The organism is Sphingomonas sp., from assembly GCF_031380695.1.
Taxonomy (GTDB): Bacteria; Pseudomonadota; Alphaproteobacteria; order Sphingomonadales; family Sphingomonadaceae; genus Sphingomicrobium.
In genome coordinates this window covers 1-15,096 of record NZ_JANMWY010000090.1, presented here as the reverse complement: position 1 = coordinate 15,096, position 15,096 = coordinate 1, and the positions used below count along the sequence as shown (strand labels likewise).

Sequence of the window (15,096 nt, the reverse complement as noted above, 5' to 3'; positions counted from 1 at the left end):
CGAGCAGGTAGAGCGCATCGGGGAGGGACGGGGTGGGGAGGGTGGGAGCCATGAGTCGCTACCCCTACTCCGTTCGGGCTGAGCTCGCACTCCCCGATGACCCCCGACGTCGTTCGGGCCAAGCTTGTCGAAGCCCTGCCTTTTCAACTGAGAGGAAAAAAGAACAGTCCTTCGACAAGCTCAGGCCTAACGGGCTATAGTGGCTATCGAGGTGCCCTATGACCGACCAGCCTGATTCCACCATTGCGACCCCCACCCTTGAAGACTGGCAGCATTGGACGCTGGTCATGGGGCGGGCGCAGCAGATGTTGATGGAGACCTGGGCGGATGGCCTGACCAAGAGTGACGCGTTGCTCGCCAAGCCGGCCGCCGCCGACCCGATGGCGCTGCTGACGGCAGGTGCCGAGGCGTGGTCGAAGGGGCTGGAGGCGTGGGGTCAGATGCTCGGCGGGATCGCCAAGGCGGGCGAAACCAAGGACCGGCGTTTTGCCTCGGCGGAATGGAGCGATAATCCGCTGTTCGACACAATCCGCCAGTCGTACCTCGCCATTTCCGACCAATTGCTGGGCGGCGTCGATAAGGTCGAGGGGCTCGACGAGGCGGCGCGCGGCAAGCTCAAGTTCGCCACCAAGAGCTTCGTCGACGCGATGAGCCCGTCAAACTTCGCGCTGACCAATCCCGAAGTGATGAAGCGGACGATCGAGACGCGCGGCGACAATCTGCTGAGCGGCCTCCACAACATGCTGTCCGATATCAAGGCGGGCCAACTGACCCAGACCAAGCCGGGCGCGTTCGAGGTCGGTCGCAATTTGGCGACCACCCCCGGAAAGGTCATTTACGAGACGCGGCTGTTCCAGCTGATCCATTATGCGCCGACGACGCCGGACGTGCTCGCCACGCCGCTCGTGGTCTTTCCGCCGTGGATCAACCGCTTCTACATCCTCGACCTGACGCCGGAGAAGAGTTTCGTCCGCTGGTGCGTCGATCAGGGCGTGTCGCTGTTCATGGTCAGCTGGAAATCGGCCGACGCGAGTCTCGCCGACGTGATGCTCGACGATTATGTTGCGGCACAGATCGAGGCGGTCGATGTCATTCGCGACCAGCTCGGCGTGCCGGCGGTGCACACGATCGGCTATTGCGTGGCGGGGACGACGCTGGCGGCGACGCTGGCGCTGCTGGCGGCGCGGGGGCAAGCCGACAAGGTTGCGAGCGCGACCTTCTTCACCGCGCAGGTCGATTTCGAGAAAGCGGGGGACCTGACCCTGTTCCTCGGCGACGAAGTGATGGAGATGCTCGGCAAGCTGACGACCGAGACCGGGACGCTCGACGGGCGCTACATGGCGGCGACGTTCAACCTGTTGCGCGGGCGCGACCTGATCTGGAACTACGTCGTCAACAATTACCTGCTCGGGCAGGAGCCGGCGCCGTTCGACCTGCTTCACTGGAACAGCGACACGACCAATCTGCCGGCCGGGTGGCACCGCGATTATCTCGAGACGATGTACCGGCAGAAATTGCTGGCAACGGCAGGGGCGATCATAGTCGACGGAACGCCGATCGACCTGAAGAAGATCAAGACCCCGGCCTACATCCAGGCCGGGCGCGAGGACCATATTGCGCCGCCGGAGAGCGTGTGGCGGTTGATGGATCACCTCGCCGGGCCGAAGCGGTTCGTGCTGGCCGGGTCGGGCCATATTGCCGGGGTCGTCAACCCGCCGCCTGCGGGGAAATATCAATATTGGACCAACGACGGCGAGGCGAAGAGCCTCGATCAGTTCGTCGCGGGGGCGAGCGAGCACAAGGGCAGCTGGTGGCCCGACTGGATCGAGTGGCTACGCGGGCGGGCGCCGAAGACGGTCGCGGTCGACGGGGCGCGCGTACCGGGCGCGGGCAAGCACACGGCAATCGAGGATGCGCCGGGACGCTATGTGAAGTCGCGCTAGAGGATCCCACCGCCCAGCATCAGGCGCAGCACGCCGACGACAATGACAATTAGGTTGAGGTTGCGACCGCTTTTGGCCGCGCCGATCGACCCGATGACCGCACCGACGATCGCCAGCGGGATGATCAGCCAGTTGGCCCAGCCGAGCAGGGGGATAAACGCGACCAGCGCGAAGAGGAAGGCGACGAGGCCGATGATCAGCGAGACGATGTTGAGCATTAGCGCATCATGGCGTCGTCGGGCGCACTTGCCAAGCGCTCCCGTCGTGCCGCGCCAGCCAGTGCCGTGACGTAGAGAATGAGCGCGGTCCAGATGGCAGCGAAAGCAATCGCGTGGGCGCGGGTGAACGGCTCGTCGTAAAGGAACACGGCTAACAAGAACTGGGTCGTCGGCGCGATAAACTGCAGCATGCCGATGGTCGAATAGCGCAGGCGGCGCGCGGCCACGGTGAACATCAGTAGCGGCGCGGTGGTCAGGACCCCGCTGAACAGCAGCAGCACGGAAACGCTGGCCGTCGGTGCCAGCAGCGGCGCACCGGGGACGTGGGTGAGCAGCAGCCAGCCGAGCGCGAACGGGAGAAGGATCGTCGTCTCGATCGCCAGTCCGCTCAGCGCGTCGGTGCCAATCACCTTGCGAATGAAGCCATAGCTGGCGAAGCTGGCGCACAGCAGCAGGCTGATCCACAACTGGCCCAGCGCACCGGCGGCAAGGACCGCGATGCCAGCCCCGGCGATGGCGACCGCCGCCCATTGCAGGCGCGAGAGATGTTCCTTCAGCAGGAAGCGACCGAGCAATATGTTGGCAATTGGGTTGAGATAATAGCCGAGGCTGCCGGCCAGGATGTGGCCGTTGTTGACGGCGTAGACATAGAGCAGCCAATTGATCGCGATCAGACCGGAGGTGACCGCCAGGATTGCCAGCGTGCGGCGGTTGGCAAGTGCGGCGCGGATGGCGGCCCAGCCCCGCGTCAGGCTGACCAGCACGATCAGCACGACGAATGACCAGACCAGCCGTTGGGCGACAATGGTGACCGGCGGGATGGCGCGTACCAGCTTGAAGTAAATCGGCAGCACGCCCCAGGTGGCATAGGCGCCGATGCCGAGCAGGAAGCCGACACGGTCGGCGCGATTTGGGCGGGGGGATACAGCGTTCACCGGCGCCGCGCTACGATACCATAAAGCGAAGTCAACGGCTTTGGTAAGCGGCGCGTTAGTTGTTTGGTTACCAGTGAGCTGTCACCTTCGGGCCACGATGCCGAGTCCCTCAGTCCGCCGCGGCGTATCCGCGCTTGTCCTGTTGCTTGCCGTATCGACCGGGGGACCGGCGGCTTGTGCCCAGCCCCTCAAGCCGACTGCGGCACCCGTCATCGTGCCACCGGTTGCGGCGGTGGGAAAGGCCGGTTTGTGGCGCCGTGTCGCCAGCGCGGCCGATGCCAACCGGATTGCCCGGGTGCGCGCGGCGTGGACCGAGGCGCTGGGCGAGGCGCGGTCGCACGGCTTTGGCGACGACGTCAAAAAGGAATCCATCCTGCTCGATCCGCGCGCGGCCCTGCCCCGGCCGGCACCGAGCCCCGGCAGCTATTCCTGCCGCCTGGTCCGGCTAGGCAGCCCGTCGAAGAAGAATTTCGCGTTCGAGCGGTTCAAGCCGTTCTTCTGCTATATCCAGCCCGAAGGGGAGCTGCTGGCATTCGTCAAGCAGACCGGCACCGAGCGGCCGGCGGGGCGATTGTGGGAAGACGATGACGCCACGCGGATGATCTATCTCGGCAGCCTGGGGATCGGCGAAGCGGCGCCGCGCACCTATGGCGAGGACCGTGCCCACGACATGGCCGGGGTGATGGAGCGGATAGCGCCGTTCGTGTGGCGGCTGGTGATCCCGTGGCCGCGCAGCGGTTCGAAGCTCGATGTCTATGAATTGACCCCGGTCGCCGACCAGCCCAAGTGAGCGCATGGTGCAAGCGCTGGGCGATTGGGAAGAGGTGCGCACGCATCTGATCGACGCGGCGCGGGCAGGCCACGCCCTGACCTATTCCGAATTGCTGGAGCGGCTCGGCTATCATTTTTCGCGTCCCAAGATGCGGGCGCTGTGCGTGACGCTGGGCGTGGTCGATCGGGACGGGGCGGAGCGCGGCGAGCCCGAACTGGCGGTGCTGGTGGTACGGCAGTCGGACGGGCTGCCGGGGCAGGGCTGGTGGGTCGCGGGCGGCGCGCACGATCATCGCTACGATGGGTCATGGGAAGGGCCGCTGGCGGCCAAACTGATAGAGCGCTTGCAGGGCAAAGCCTTCGCCTATTGGGCGGAGCGCTCGCCTTAACGGAGCGGCTGGGCTAAGCGCGCGGCGATGACCGCTGAACGCTCCTTCACCGTCGCCGAGGACGACGACGGCATCCGCCTTGATCGCTGGTTCAAGCGGCATTTGCCTGACACCAGCTTCAACCTGGTGTCGCGCTGGGCGCGGACCGGGGCGCTTCGCGTCGACGGCAAGAAGTGCGCGCCGGGCGATCGGATCGAGACCGGGCAGACGCTGAGCGTACCACCGGCCGAGGCCGCCCCCGCTGAGGGGGCCCGCGCCGCGCGGGTCGTCGTGCCGCTGACCGAGGAGGAAGAGCGCTTCGTCCAGGAGATGGTGATCGAGCGGACGCGCGATGCGATCGTGCTCAACAAGCCGCCGGGGTTGGCGACGCAGGGCGGGACCAAGACCTATCAGCATCTCGACCGGTTGCTCGACGGGCTGGCGGGCGACGAGGGCAACCGGCCCAAGCTGGTCCATCGGCTCGACAAGGATACGTCGGGTGTGTTGCTCGTGGCACGAAGCGCGCGGGCGGCGGGACATTTCGCCAAGACTTTTTCCAGTCGCACCGCGCGAAAGGTTTACTGGGCGCTGGTCGTCGGCGTGCCGTCACCGGAGAATGGATCGATCGACGCGCCGCTGGCCAAGCAGCCTGGCACCGGCGGCGAGAAGATGCATGTCGACGAGGAGAATGGCCAGTCGGCGCGGACATTGTTCCGCACGATCGACGTCGCCGGCAACCGCGCGGCGTGGGTCGAGCTGCAGCCGCTGACCGGGCGAACGCACCAGCTGCGCGCGCACATGGCGGCGATCGGCCACCCGATCGTCGGCGATGCCAAGTACGGCGGAGCGGACGCGTTCCTGACCGGCACGGTCAGCCGCAAGATGCATTTGCATGCGCGGCGGCTCAGGGTCGACGGGCTCGACGGGAAGGCGATCGACGTCACTGCCGAACTGCCGCCGCATTTCGCCGAGACGCTGGCGACGATGGGCTTCACGGTGATGGACGGCGACAATATGCCGATGGACACGCCCGACCCGGCCAAGTCGACCGAGGTCAAGGCGAAGCGGGTGGCGGCGGCGGCCAAGACCGCGCGCAAGGCCCGCAAGGGCGAGCGGCGGTCGCGCGGCGCGCCGCCCGAGGCACTGCGCGGAAAGCCGCCGCCCAAGGGCAAACCGGTCAAGGGCAAGCCGCCGAGGAAGGCGCGCTAGATGCATCCGTCGCCGGCGTTTCACTGGCACGACGAGGCAGCGATGCTGGGCGAAGCCGGCGCGCTCGGCTGTGCGCGGCTGTTCGCGATGACTTCGGGCGGGCCGCGCGTGGCCCATACGGCGCTGCTGGTCGATGCCAAGCGGCGGTGCCTGCGTTTTCATCTCGCCAATGCTAATGGGATCGTTCCGGGGCTGTTGGCCGGTCCGGTGCTGGCGCTGTTCGAGGGGCCGCACGCCTATGTCAGCGCCAGCTGGTATCGCGATCCGGCGGTCAATGTGCCGACGTGGAATTATGTCGCGATCGAGTGCGAGGGGCCGGTCGTGGCGCTGGGGCAGGACGCATTGGTCGAACTGCTCGACACGTTGGCGCGCGTGCACGAGGGGGCGGGCGGTTGGCATCGCGCGATGATGGAGCGCCCTCGGTTCGAGGCGATGCTCGGCGCGATTACGGCGTATGAAATGTCGATCGAAACGATTCGGGGCACGCGCAAGCTGAGCCAGAACAAGCCGACCGAGATCGCGGCACTGGCCGCAGGGGTCGAGGCCAGCGGGGCGGGCGAAATGGCGGCGCTGATGCGGGGCGCGGCATGATCCGGCTGGCGATCTTCGATTGCGACGGGACGCTGGTCGACAGCGGGGCGACGATCCACAAGGCGCTGACGCTGGCACTGGCGGCGCATGGCCGCGTCGTGCCGCCGCCGCGCGCGGCGCGGCGGGTCATCGGGCTGAGCCTGTTCGAGGCGATGGAGCATCTGGTGCCCGACGCGCCGGCCGACGAGCTGACCGCGATGGCCGAAACCTATCGCCGGTCGTTCCAGGGACTGCGCGGGGCGGGGCAGGTCGAGGAGCCATTGTTCGATGGCATCGCCGAGCTCATCGACGCGCTGGCGAGCGACGGCTGGAGCCTGGCGGTGGCGACCGGCAAGTCGGATCGCGGGCTGGCGCACTGCCTCGACCGGCATGGGCTGGCGGGGCGGTTCGTGTCGCTGCAGACCGCCGACCGCCACCCGTCGAAGCCGCATCCGGCAATGGCGCTGGCGGCGATGGCCGAGGCTGGGGCGAGCGCCGCGAATAGCGTCATGATTGGCGACACCGGCTGGGACATGGGCTGTGCGCGTGGTGCCGGGATCGGCGCGATCGGGGTCGGCTGGGGCTATCATGACGCGGCCGAATTGATGGCCGAGGGCGCGCATTGCGTGGCGCAGGAGCCGGCCGACGTGCTCAGGCTGGCGTGTCACTGGGTGGAGCGAGGGGCATGAGCGACGACCAACGGCGGGTGCCAAGCGCCGAAGAGGAAGCGCTGTGGCGCAAGCGCTTCAGCGTGTTCGCGCTGCTGCGAGTGAGCGGGCTGGTGCTGATGTTCATCGGCATCGGCATTGCGCTGAGCGACTGGCTGCGGCCGGGCGGCTGGCCGGTGCTGGGCTGGATCCTTGCCGTGCTGGGACTGGGCGAGGCGATGATCATGCCGCGCCTAGTGCAGCGGAGCTGGAAGGACCAGTGAATCGCTTCTGGACGGATGCGGCGGTCGCGGCGAGTGACGGCGGCTGGGGCGTGACGCTCGACGGCAAGCCGTTACGCACGCCAGCGCGGGCGGCGCTGGCGGTGCCGGCCGAGGCGCTGGTGCGGGGGATCGTGGCGGAATGGGCCGGGGCGGACACGACGGTCGATCCGCGCGCCATGCCGCTGACCGGGCTGGCCAACGCCGCGATCGACCGGGTCGCGCCCGATCCCGCACGATTCGCTGCCGACCTAGCCAAATATGCCGAGGCCGACCTGCTCTGCTATCGCGCCGAGAATCCGGCGAAGCTGGTGGCGGCACAGGCGGCGGAATGGGATCCGCTGCTGGCGTGGGCGCGACGGCGGTTCGACGTCGATTTCGCGGTGACGAGCGGAATCATCCATGTCGCCCAGCCGACGGCGACGGTCGTGCGACTGGGCCATGCGGTGGCGGCGCTCGATCCGTTCCGGCTGGCGGGGGTTTCGCCGCTGGTGACGATCGGCGGTTCGCTGGTCGCGGCGCTGGCGGTGGTCGAGGAGGCGATGCCGATCGAGGCAATCTGGTCGGCGGTCAGCCTCGTCGAGCGGTGGCAGATCGAGCAATGGGGCGACGATGCCGAAGCGGTCGCGGCACTCGCCAATCGGCGGGCCGATTTCGACGCGGCGGCGCGGTTCCTGACGCTGCTGAGCTAGCGGCCGGAGACGAGATCGCGGACGAAGGCGACCAAGCCGCCCTGCCGCCAGCGCTTCAGCCGTTCGGCGGCGAGGATGGCGTGGACCTGGGCGAGGCATTCGTCCATGTCCTGATTGACCAGGACATAATCATATTCCGCCCAGTGGCTGATCTCGCCGGAGGCGCGCTGCATGCGCCCGGCGATGGTGTCGGCGCTGTCGGTGCCGCGATCGCGCAGGCGACGTTCCAGCTCGGCCATCGACGGCGGCAGGATGAAGACGCGAACAAGATCTTCGCCCATCGCCGCGTGCAATTGCTGCGTCCCCTGCCAGTCGATGTCGAACAGCACATCGCGGCCGGCCTTCAGCGCGGCCTTGATCGGGGTTTGCGGGGAACCGTAATGATGGTCGAACACCGGTGCCCATTCGGCGAATTCGCCATCCGAAATCATCTTCTGGAACGTGGCGTCGTCGACGAAATGATAGTCGCGACCGTCGACTTCGCCGGGGCGCATCGGGCGGGTGGTCGCGGAGACCGACATGCGCACGTCGTCGTCAGCGTCGAGCAGCATTCGACTGATCGTCGACTTGCCCGCGCCCGATGGCGAGGAGAGGACGATCAGCAGACCGCGGCGGCGGCGGGGCTGGGATGGTTCGAGGTCCATGCACGCTGTTGGCCCGCGCCAAAGCGTGCGTCAAGCACGCTATGCTGCAGTGCAACATTTTACTTGAAATTCGCTTTCGACTCGCTTATTGTGCAGTGCAGCAAGGAGTTTCAAATGAGCGACGATCAGGCCCTGTCGGTGTCCCCGACGATACTTATCGCAGATGCGACCGAAACGGTGGCGACGGAAACACAGAAGACAATCGAGAAGGCGGCGGAAGCGCTGCCCGAGCCGGTCAAGGCGGCGGTCGTCAAAACGACGCGTGCCGTCAGGGCGGCAACGGTCAAGGACGCCGCTGCGACGCCGGTCAAGAGTGCCAAGCCGGTTGCCAAGCGCAGCTACAAGCCGCGCGCCAAAAAGGCCGCTGCGCCGCTCGTCAAGACGATCACCAAGGTTACCGCGCCAATCAAGAAGCGCAAATATGTTCGTAAGCCACTTGCCGTCGCCAAACCGGCCACGGTGCCATTTTTCAAGGGAACCAAGACCATGACCGATATGCCCAACATGTTCGCCAGCTTTACCGCCCTGCCGGGTGCCGACAAGTTCCAGGCGATGTTCACCGACGCCAGCGCCAAGGGCCAGGACGCCGTCAAGAAGAGCCAGGCGTTCGCCGAGCAGATGACCGAAGCTGCCAAGGCCAATGTCGAAGCGATGGTCGAATCGACCAAGATCGCGACTGCCGGTGCGCGTGACCTGGGCCAGGACGTTGTCGCCTCGACCAAGACCGGCGTCGAGCAGGCCTCGGCTGCCGTCAAGTCGCTGACCGAAGCCAAGTCGCCGACCGAATTTTTTCAGCTCCAGTCGGACCTGCTGAAGTCGTCGTTCGACCGGATGGTGTCGGAAGGCTCGAAGTTCACCGAGCAGATGGTGAAGCTGGCCGGCGAATCGATCCAGCCGCTGTCGAACCGCGCCAGCGTTTCGGCCGAGAAGTTCAGCGAACTGACCGCTTAACCCTCCCCTCTCCGGGGTTAGCAGTCATGCGGCCGTCCCTTGTATCGGGGGCGGCCGCTTTCGTTTGAATCCGGCATGATTGCGCGCCGCGTGCGGATGCGCCTTGCAGCGCGCGCCTGCATTGCCATATTCGGGCCAAGCATGACGCGATTCAGGATCATTATGGCGAACGATGAGCCCGGCGGCGGTGACAACGATGTCATTGGCACCGGCGGCGGTGGGCGCGATGAAGGCGAGACCGGCGTCGTCACGCGCACGCGCCCCCGCACCAAGAAGCCGAGCGACTATAAGGTCCTCATGCTCAACGATGATTATACGCCGATGGAATTCGTCGTGCTGTGCCTGCAGCGCTTCTTCTCGATGGGCATCGACGATGCGACGCGGGTGATGCTGCAGGTCCATCAGAAGGGTGTCGGAGTGTGCGGCGTGTTCACCTATGAGGTGGCCGAGACGAAGGTCAGCCAGGTGATCGACTTCGCGCGTGAGAATCAGCATCCACTGCAATGCACGCTGGAAAAGGCGTAGGCTTTTCCGCTGCTTGACCGAGTGAATCGCGATGACCTGCCCACCACCCCCGATCGAATGCCAGACAATGCTCGACGTGCGGGCCGGGGTGGACGAGGTTGACCGCGAACTCGTCGCACTCCTCGCGAAGCGGTTCGGCTACATGGACGCCGCCGCCCGGATCAAGCCAGACCGAGCTGCTGTCCGCGATGAGCTGCGCAAGACCCAGGTGCTCGCCAATGTCGCGGCCGAAGCAAGTCGTCGCAACGTCGATGGCGCGTTGATAGCGCGACTTTACGAAGCCATTGTCGAGACATCGATCGCCCATGAGCTCGTCGAATATGATCGGCTGCGCTCTACGGTCGAATAGGCGGAAGCGCGTCGCCCGCGGCGCCGATTTGCGTCGTGGCCGCGACTCTATATGGCGTGGTGATGGATTCCATCTACATCGTCGGCGGCAAGCGTCTTGAGGGGCAAATCCCGATATCGGGGGCGAAGAACAGCGCGCTGGCGCTGCTGCCATGTGCTTTGCTCACCGATCAGAAGCTGACGCTCGCCAATCTGCCGCGACTGGCTGACGTCGACAATTTTTCGCATCTGCTCAACGGGCTCGGTGCGTCGACCAGCGTTGCCGGGGTCAAGAAAGGCGAGTTCGGACGCAGGATGACGCTCCACGCGAGCGAGATCGCGTCGACCGTCGCGCCCTATGACATGGTGCGCAAGATGCGCGCGTCGATCCTGGTGCTCGGGCCGATGCTGGCACGGGCCGGAGAGGCAACCGTGTCGCTTCCTGGCGGCTGCGCGATCGGCGACCGGCCGATCGACCTCCATCTGCGCGCGCTGGAGGCGATGGGCGCCGAGATCGAACTGGCCGCCGGCTATGTGAAGGCCGTTGCGCCCAGGGGGCGGTTGCCGGGCGGCGATTACAGCTTCCCGGTGGTGTCGGTCGGCGCGACCGAAAATGCGCTGATGGCGGCATCGCTGGCGACTGGCCGGACGCAATTGTTCAACGCGGCGCGCGAGCCGGAGATCGTCGACCTGTGCAATTTGCTGGTGGCGATGGGCGGGAAAATCGACGGCATCGGCTCGTCGCACCTGATCATCGACGGAGTCGAGGGGTTGGACGGTTGCACTTATGAAGTCATGCCCGACCGGATCGAGGCAGGCAGCTATGCCTGCGCGGCGGGGATCACCGGCGGGTCGATCGAGTTGGTCGGGGCGCGGCCGCATGACATGCTGGCGATCACCAACGGGCTGGCGGCGTGCGGGCTGGTGGTCGAATTCACCGACCAGGGCATGAAGGTCACCGCCGACAAGCCGCTGCGGCCGCTGGCGATCTCGACCGCGCCTTATCCGGGGTTCCCGACCGACATGCAGGCGCAATTCATGGCCATGCTGTGCCTGGCGCAGGGCGAGAGTTTCCTCGAGGAGACGATCTTCGAGAACCGCTACATGCACGTACCCGAGCTTCGCCGGATGGGGGCGAACATCGACGTGCGCGGGCGATCGGCGATCGTCCATGGCGTTGGCGGGCTGACCGGGGCGAACGTCATGGCGACCGACTTGCGCGCGTCGATGAGCCTGGTGCTGGCGGGGCTGGCGGCCGAGGGCGAGACCGAAGTGCTGCGCGTCTATCACCTCGATCGCGGCTATGAGCGGCTCGAGGAGAAATTGTCGGCGGTCGGCGCGCAGATCGAACGACGGACTGCGGGTTAGAATGAGCGACGTTACCATCAGGCCGGTTGTGACCAAGGCTGATCGCAAGCAGTTCGTCGACCTCGCCTGGGACGTCTACAAGAACGATACCGCCTGGGTGCCGCCGTTGAAGGACGAGGTGCACGGGCTCATCGACCCCAAAAAGAATCCGTGGTTCGGCCATGCCAAGGCGCGGCTGTGGCTTGCGACGCGCGACGGCAAGGTCGTCGGTCGGATCAGCGCGCAGGTCGACCAGCTGGTGCTCGAGCATATGGGCGCGGGGATGGGCCAATGGGGAATGTTCGAAGCGCTCGACGGCGAAGCGGCGGCGGTGCTGATCGCGACGGCGGAAGCCTGGCTGCGCGAGCAGGGAATGACGCGCTCGATGGGGCCGATCAGCCTGTCGATCTGGGACGAGCCGGGGCTGTTGATCTCGGGCTTCGACCAGCCGCCGATGGTCATGATGGGGTACCATCGCCCGGCATACCAAGGTTGGATCGTAGCGGCGGGTTATGCCAAGGTGAAGGATCTGCTGACCTACGAAGTCGACATCCGGCCGGCGCCCGAGGGGGTCATGGCGCGGCTAGTGGCGGCGGGGGACAAAAACCCGCGCATCGTCCTGCGCCCGGTCGACAAGGCAAAATTCGACACTGAGGTGGCGATCATCCTCAACCTGCTCAACGATGCCTGGTCGGACAATTGGGGCTATGTGCCGCTGACTCCGGCCGAGATCGCCTATGCCGGCAAGAAGTTGAAGCCGATCATCTTCCCCGAGCTGGTGCGCATCGCCGAACTCGATGGTGAACCGGTTGCGTTCATGCTGACCATTCCGGACGTCAACGAGCTGATCAAGGATCTGAACGGCGAGCTGTTTCCGTTCGGCTTCGTCAAATTGCTGTGGCGGCTGCGCCATCCGCGCACCAAGCGCATCCGCGTGCCACTCATGGGGGTGGCGAAGAAGCTGCACGGGACGCGGCTGGCAGGGCAGTTGGCGTTCATGCTGATCGAGCACATCCGCCGTGATGCGGTTGGCGAATATCAGGCGACGCACGGCGAGTTCGGCTGGATCCTGGAAGATAACCAGGGGATGATGTCGATCGCCGAGCTGCCGGGGGCGACGGTCAATCACACCTATCGTATCTACGACAAGGCGCTTTAGCCGAGCTCGATCCAGGTGGGCGTATGGTCGCTCGCTTTGTCCTCGCCCCTCGGCCAGCGATCGACGCCCGCCGCCCTCAACCGGTCGGTCGCTTGCGGGCTCGTCAGCAAATGGTCGATGCGGAAGCCGAGGTCGCGCTGCCAGGCGCCCATCGTATAGTCCCAGAAGGTCCACAGCCTGGGCTCGTTGGGGTAGAGCGCGCGCAGGGCGTCGGTCCAGCCCTGGTAGAGGATGGTACGGAAGGCGGCGCGGCTTTCGGGCTGAATCAGCGCGTCGTTGGCGACGGCCTTGGCGGAAAAGACGTCGCGGTCCTCGGGGATGACGTTCCAGTCGCCGGCCAGGATGGCGGGCTTTTCCTCGGCCAGCAGCGTCGCGGCGCGCGCGCGCAGCCGTTCCATCCAGGCGAGCTTGTAGGCGAATTTCTCGGTGCCGACGGGGTTGCCATTGGGGAGATAAAGCGAGGCGACAATCGTGTCGCCGACTTGCGCCTCGATGTAGCGCGAATGCGTGTCGTCGGGGTCGCCGGGCAGGCCGACATGGCGCAGTTCGGGGGCTTGGCCGCGGGCGAGGATGGCGACGCCGTTGAAGCCTTTCTGTCCGTGCCACACGGCGCCGTAACCGGCTGCCTCGATATCCGCGATCGGCAGGGATTCATCGGCGCACTTCAGCTCCTGCAGGCACACCGCGTCGGGCGCTTCGCGGTCGAGCCATTCGAGCAGGCGTGGGAGGCGGGCGCGGATGCCGTTGACGTTGTAGGTGGCGATTTTCATGGGCGCGGGTCTAGCCGCCCGGAGCTAAATCGAAAAGCGCGCTAGATCGAAAAGCTCGATCCGCAGCCGCAGCCTGAGGCCGCATTGGGATTGGTCACCTTGAACGCCGATCCGCCCATATCCTCGACGAAATCGACCGCCGAGCCGCGCACCAGGTCGAGGCTGATCGGATCGACAACGAGTTGCACGCCGTCGGTGATCGTCGCGGTGTCCCCCGTTTCGGGCTCGCCGAGCGCGAATTTGTAATTGAAGCCGGCACATCCGCCGCCCTCGACCGCGAGACGAAGCACGGCAGGTTTGGACTGTTTCGCTGCGATCGTCGCGACGCGCTTGGCAGCGTTAGCGGTCAGCTGGATGTCGGTCATAAGGAGAAGATAGGGCTCACGAGCTCCATCAGCAAGCTTCGCGCAGTCGTGCCGACGCGCCGGGCAAGCCTAGCGCTTGGGCCCACCCATCGCGACCTGGTCGAGCCCGGTGCCGGAACCGGCGCGCATCGCGACGAGATAATCGGTCGACTTCATGAACGGGATCGGGTTGACCGGACGCCCGTCGATGCGGACTTCGTAATGCAGGTGGCTGCCGGTCGAGCGGCCGGTCGAGCCCATGCGGCCAATCTGCTGGCCACGGGTGATGTGCTGGCCAGCCGAAACGAGAATTGCCGACATGTGTCCGAAGCGGGTGGTGATGCCCTTGCCATGGTCGAGCTCGACGAGGTTGCCGTAGCCGCCGCTGTTCCATCCGGCGCGAAGCACGGTGCCATCGGCGGTGGCATAAATTGGCGTGCCGACCACACCGGCGAGGTCGATCCCCGGGTGCATCGCGGCGCGGCCTTGAAAGGGATCGGAGCGGACGCCGAAGCCCGAGGTAAAGGCGGCATTCGAACGGATCGGCTTTTCCGACGGGATCGCGATCGCGCCGCTCTGCAGCGTGTCGAGCTTCTTCCAGCTGGTGAACAGCGCCTTGAACGTCGGGTCAGCGCCGCTGCTCTCGAACGGGCCACCCTGGCCAGTTTCGCCAAGGCGGGCCGGGGTCAGGCCGAGGCGCTTCAGTTCGGCGGTGGTTGTTTGATAGCGGGTGTCGAGCGCGCGGACGACCAGCGCGGCCTGGGCCAGCTGGGCGGTTTCGACGCGGGCAAGGGCGCCGGCCGCGCCGCCGCCGCCGCTGGCGGCTTGCAGCGCGGTGGGGTCGATGCGGTTACCGGCCAAAGCGGCCTCGATCAGCGCCTGGCGCTGTTCGATCTTGCGGGCGCGGGCCTCCGCAGCATCGCTCAGCGACACGGCAGTCAGCGTTGGCGCAGAAAAGAGACGGGCGGCGGAGTAGCCGGAGAAAGCGACCAACGCGAAGAGGAGGACAAGGAACAGCGCCTGGACCGGAGCCGACAGGCGCAGGCGACGAAGCGTCGCGCCATCATGGACGAACAGATCGCGGTCGCGGAGCAGGCCCGGAAACGATCTTGTCGCGGTCAACGCTGCGGCCATGGACGTTCAAGCTCCTCTGTCCGGCGGCACACCCGAAGGCGCCACCGAAGAAATCCCGATTTGAAGGAGCTCCCCAGCCCCGTCGTCGCTGCACAACTTTGCCTATCGCGCGGTGACCAGCACTTCAGACCGTGGCGGGTTAATCTTTTCAACCATAAGTTCCGGTTCGCGGGACGAGCCGCGACGGGTCTGCGGTGAACCGAGCAATCACTTGCGCGGGATCAGTTTTTCCGGTCGCAATCGATTGAGCGAATCTCTTCC

Annotated in this window: 19 protein-coding genes; 13 read left to right on the top strand and 6 right to left on the bottom strand. The window is 66.1% G+C overall.

Translation table 11 applies throughout. The features are described 5' to 3' along the window. Positions 1–218 precede the first annotated feature (218 nt). Positions 219–1,943: a class I poly(R)-hydroxyalkanoic acid synthase gene (locus RMN84_RS03540; RefSeq protein ID WP_309610828.1), complete on the top strand. Its 1,725-nt coding sequence runs from the start codon at positions 219–221 to the stop codon at positions 1,941–1,943. Here RMN84_RS03540 and RMN84_RS03535 read toward each other — a convergent pair. Together RMN84_RS03535 and rarD are read right to left on the bottom strand one after the other, a co-directional pair. Beyond that, positions 1,940–2,161: a hypothetical protein gene (locus RMN84_RS03535; protein ID WP_309610827.1), complete on the bottom strand. Its 222-nt coding sequence runs from the start codon at positions 2,159–2,161 to the stop codon at positions 1,940–1,942. The genes RMN84_RS03540 and RMN84_RS03535 overlap by 4 nt on opposite strands. Beyond that, complete coding sequence (rarD, locus tag RMN84_RS03530; protein ID WP_309610826.1) at positions 2,161–3,096, bottom strand: EamA family transporter RarD; 936 nt, start codon at positions 3,094–3,096, stop codon at positions 2,161–2,163. The genes RMN84_RS03535 and rarD overlap by 1 nt, the downstream gene beginning before the upstream one ends. A gap of 97 nt (positions 3,097–3,193) precedes the next feature. On the opposite strand from rarD, the gene RMN84_RS03525 reads away from it, so the two are divergent. From RMN84_RS03525 to RMN84_RS03495, 7 genes are read left to right on the top strand one after another with little or no spacing between them, the layout of a single operon-like run. Continuing rightward, on the top strand, positions 3,194–3,886 hold the full coding sequence (locus tag RMN84_RS03525) for a DUF4893 domain-containing protein (protein ID WP_309610825.1): 693 nt from the start codon (positions 3,194–3,196) through the stop codon (positions 3,884–3,886). Between the two features lie 4 nt (positions 3,887–3,890). Next, positions 3,891–4,256: a ribose-phosphate pyrophosphokinase gene (locus RMN84_RS03520; protein ID WP_309610824.1), complete on the top strand. Its 366-nt coding sequence runs from the start codon at positions 3,891–3,893 to the stop codon at positions 4,254–4,256. Positions 4,257–4,283: 27 nt separating this feature from the next. Further along, positions 4,284–5,444 (top strand): RluA family pseudouridine synthase, encoded by a 1,161-nt coding sequence (locus RMN84_RS03515; protein WP_309610823.1) that lies wholly within the window; start codon positions 4,284–4,286, stop codon positions 5,442–5,444. Further along, positions 5,445–6,035, top strand: coding sequence for an FMN-binding negative transcriptional regulator (locus RMN84_RS03510; RefSeq protein WP_309610822.1), 591 nt, complete (start codon positions 5,445–5,447; stop codon positions 6,033–6,035). Beyond that, positions 6,032–6,703 (top strand): HAD hydrolase-like protein, encoded by a 672-nt coding sequence (locus tag RMN84_RS03505; protein WP_309610821.1) that lies wholly within the window; start codon positions 6,032–6,034, stop codon positions 6,701–6,703. The genes RMN84_RS03510 and RMN84_RS03505 overlap by 4 nt, the downstream gene beginning before the upstream one ends. Then, positions 6,700–6,945 (top strand): hypothetical protein, encoded by a 246-nt coding sequence (locus RMN84_RS03500; RefSeq protein ID WP_309610820.1) that lies wholly within the window; start codon positions 6,700–6,702, stop codon positions 6,943–6,945. Before RMN84_RS03505 ends, RMN84_RS03500 begins: the two co-directional genes overlap by 4 nt. After that, on the top strand, positions 6,942–7,634 hold the full coding sequence (locus RMN84_RS03495; protein WP_309610819.1) for an ATP12 family protein: 693 nt from the start codon (positions 6,942–6,944) through the stop codon (positions 7,632–7,634). The genes RMN84_RS03500 and RMN84_RS03495 overlap by 4 nt, the downstream gene beginning before the upstream one ends. On the opposite strand, the gene gmk is transcribed toward RMN84_RS03495, so the two are convergent. After that, positions 7,631–8,278, bottom strand: coding sequence for a guanylate kinase (gene gmk, locus RMN84_RS03490; protein WP_309610818.1), 648 nt, complete (start codon positions 8,276–8,278; stop codon positions 7,631–7,633). The two genes, RMN84_RS03495 and gmk, sit on opposite strands and share 4 nt — an antisense overlap. A gap of 114 nt (positions 8,279–8,392) precedes the next feature. Here gmk and phaP point away from each other — a divergent pair, with 114 nt between their 5' ends. From phaP to RMN84_RS03465, 5 genes are all read left to right on the top strand, one after another. Beyond that, positions 8,393–9,229 carry a TIGR01841 family phasin gene (phaP, locus tag RMN84_RS03485; RefSeq protein ID WP_309610817.1) on the top strand — a complete coding sequence of 279 codons (837 nt, stop codon included), beginning with the start codon at positions 8,393–8,395 and terminating at the stop codon, positions 9,227–9,229. A 162-nt stretch (positions 9,230–9,391) separates the two neighbouring features. Then, on the top strand, positions 9,392–9,754 hold the full coding sequence (clpS, locus tag RMN84_RS03480) for an ATP-dependent Clp protease adapter ClpS (protein ID WP_309610816.1): 363 nt from the start codon (positions 9,392–9,394) through the stop codon (positions 9,752–9,754). 31 nt (positions 9,755–9,785) lie between these two features. Continuing rightward, complete coding sequence (locus tag RMN84_RS03475; RefSeq protein ID WP_309610815.1) at positions 9,786–10,103, top strand: chorismate mutase; 318 nt, start codon at positions 9,786–9,788, stop codon at positions 10,101–10,103. A 62-nt stretch (positions 10,104–10,165) separates the two neighbouring features. Continuing rightward, positions 10,166–11,449: a UDP-N-acetylglucosamine 1-carboxyvinyltransferase gene (gene murA, locus RMN84_RS03470; RefSeq protein ID WP_309610814.1), complete on the top strand. Its 1,284-nt coding sequence runs from the start codon at positions 10,166–10,168 to the stop codon at positions 11,447–11,449. 1 nt (position 11,450) lies between these two features. Then, positions 11,451–12,587, top strand: a complete 1,137-nt coding sequence (locus RMN84_RS03465) for an N-acetyltransferase (protein WP_309610813.1) — start codon at positions 11,451–11,453, stop codon at positions 12,585–12,587. Here RMN84_RS03465 and RMN84_RS03460 read toward each other — a convergent pair. The 3 genes from RMN84_RS03460 to RMN84_RS03450 all read right to left on the bottom strand — a co-directional run bounded on the left by RMN84_RS03460 (position 12,584) and on the right by RMN84_RS03450 (position 14,835). Beyond that, positions 12,584–13,357 carry an exodeoxyribonuclease III gene (locus RMN84_RS03460; RefSeq protein WP_309610812.1) on the bottom strand — a complete coding sequence of 258 codons (774 nt, stop codon included), beginning with the start codon at positions 13,355–13,357 and terminating at the stop codon, positions 12,584–12,586. The two genes, RMN84_RS03465 and RMN84_RS03460, sit on opposite strands and share 4 nt — an antisense overlap. Positions 13,358–13,398: 41 nt before the next feature. Then, the gene (locus RMN84_RS03455; protein ID WP_309610811.1) at positions 13,399–13,722 is read right to left on the bottom strand and encodes an iron-sulfur cluster assembly accessory protein; all 324 of its coding nucleotides are present in this window, start codon (positions 13,720–13,722) and stop codon (positions 13,399–13,401) included. Between the two features lie 69 nt (positions 13,723–13,791). After that, positions 13,792–14,835 carry a M23 family metallopeptidase gene (locus RMN84_RS03450; RefSeq protein WP_309610810.1) on the bottom strand — a complete coding sequence of 348 codons (1,044 nt, stop codon included), beginning with the start codon at positions 14,833–14,835 and terminating at the stop codon, positions 13,792–13,794. Between the last annotated feature and the right edge of the window lie 261 nt (positions 14,836–15,096).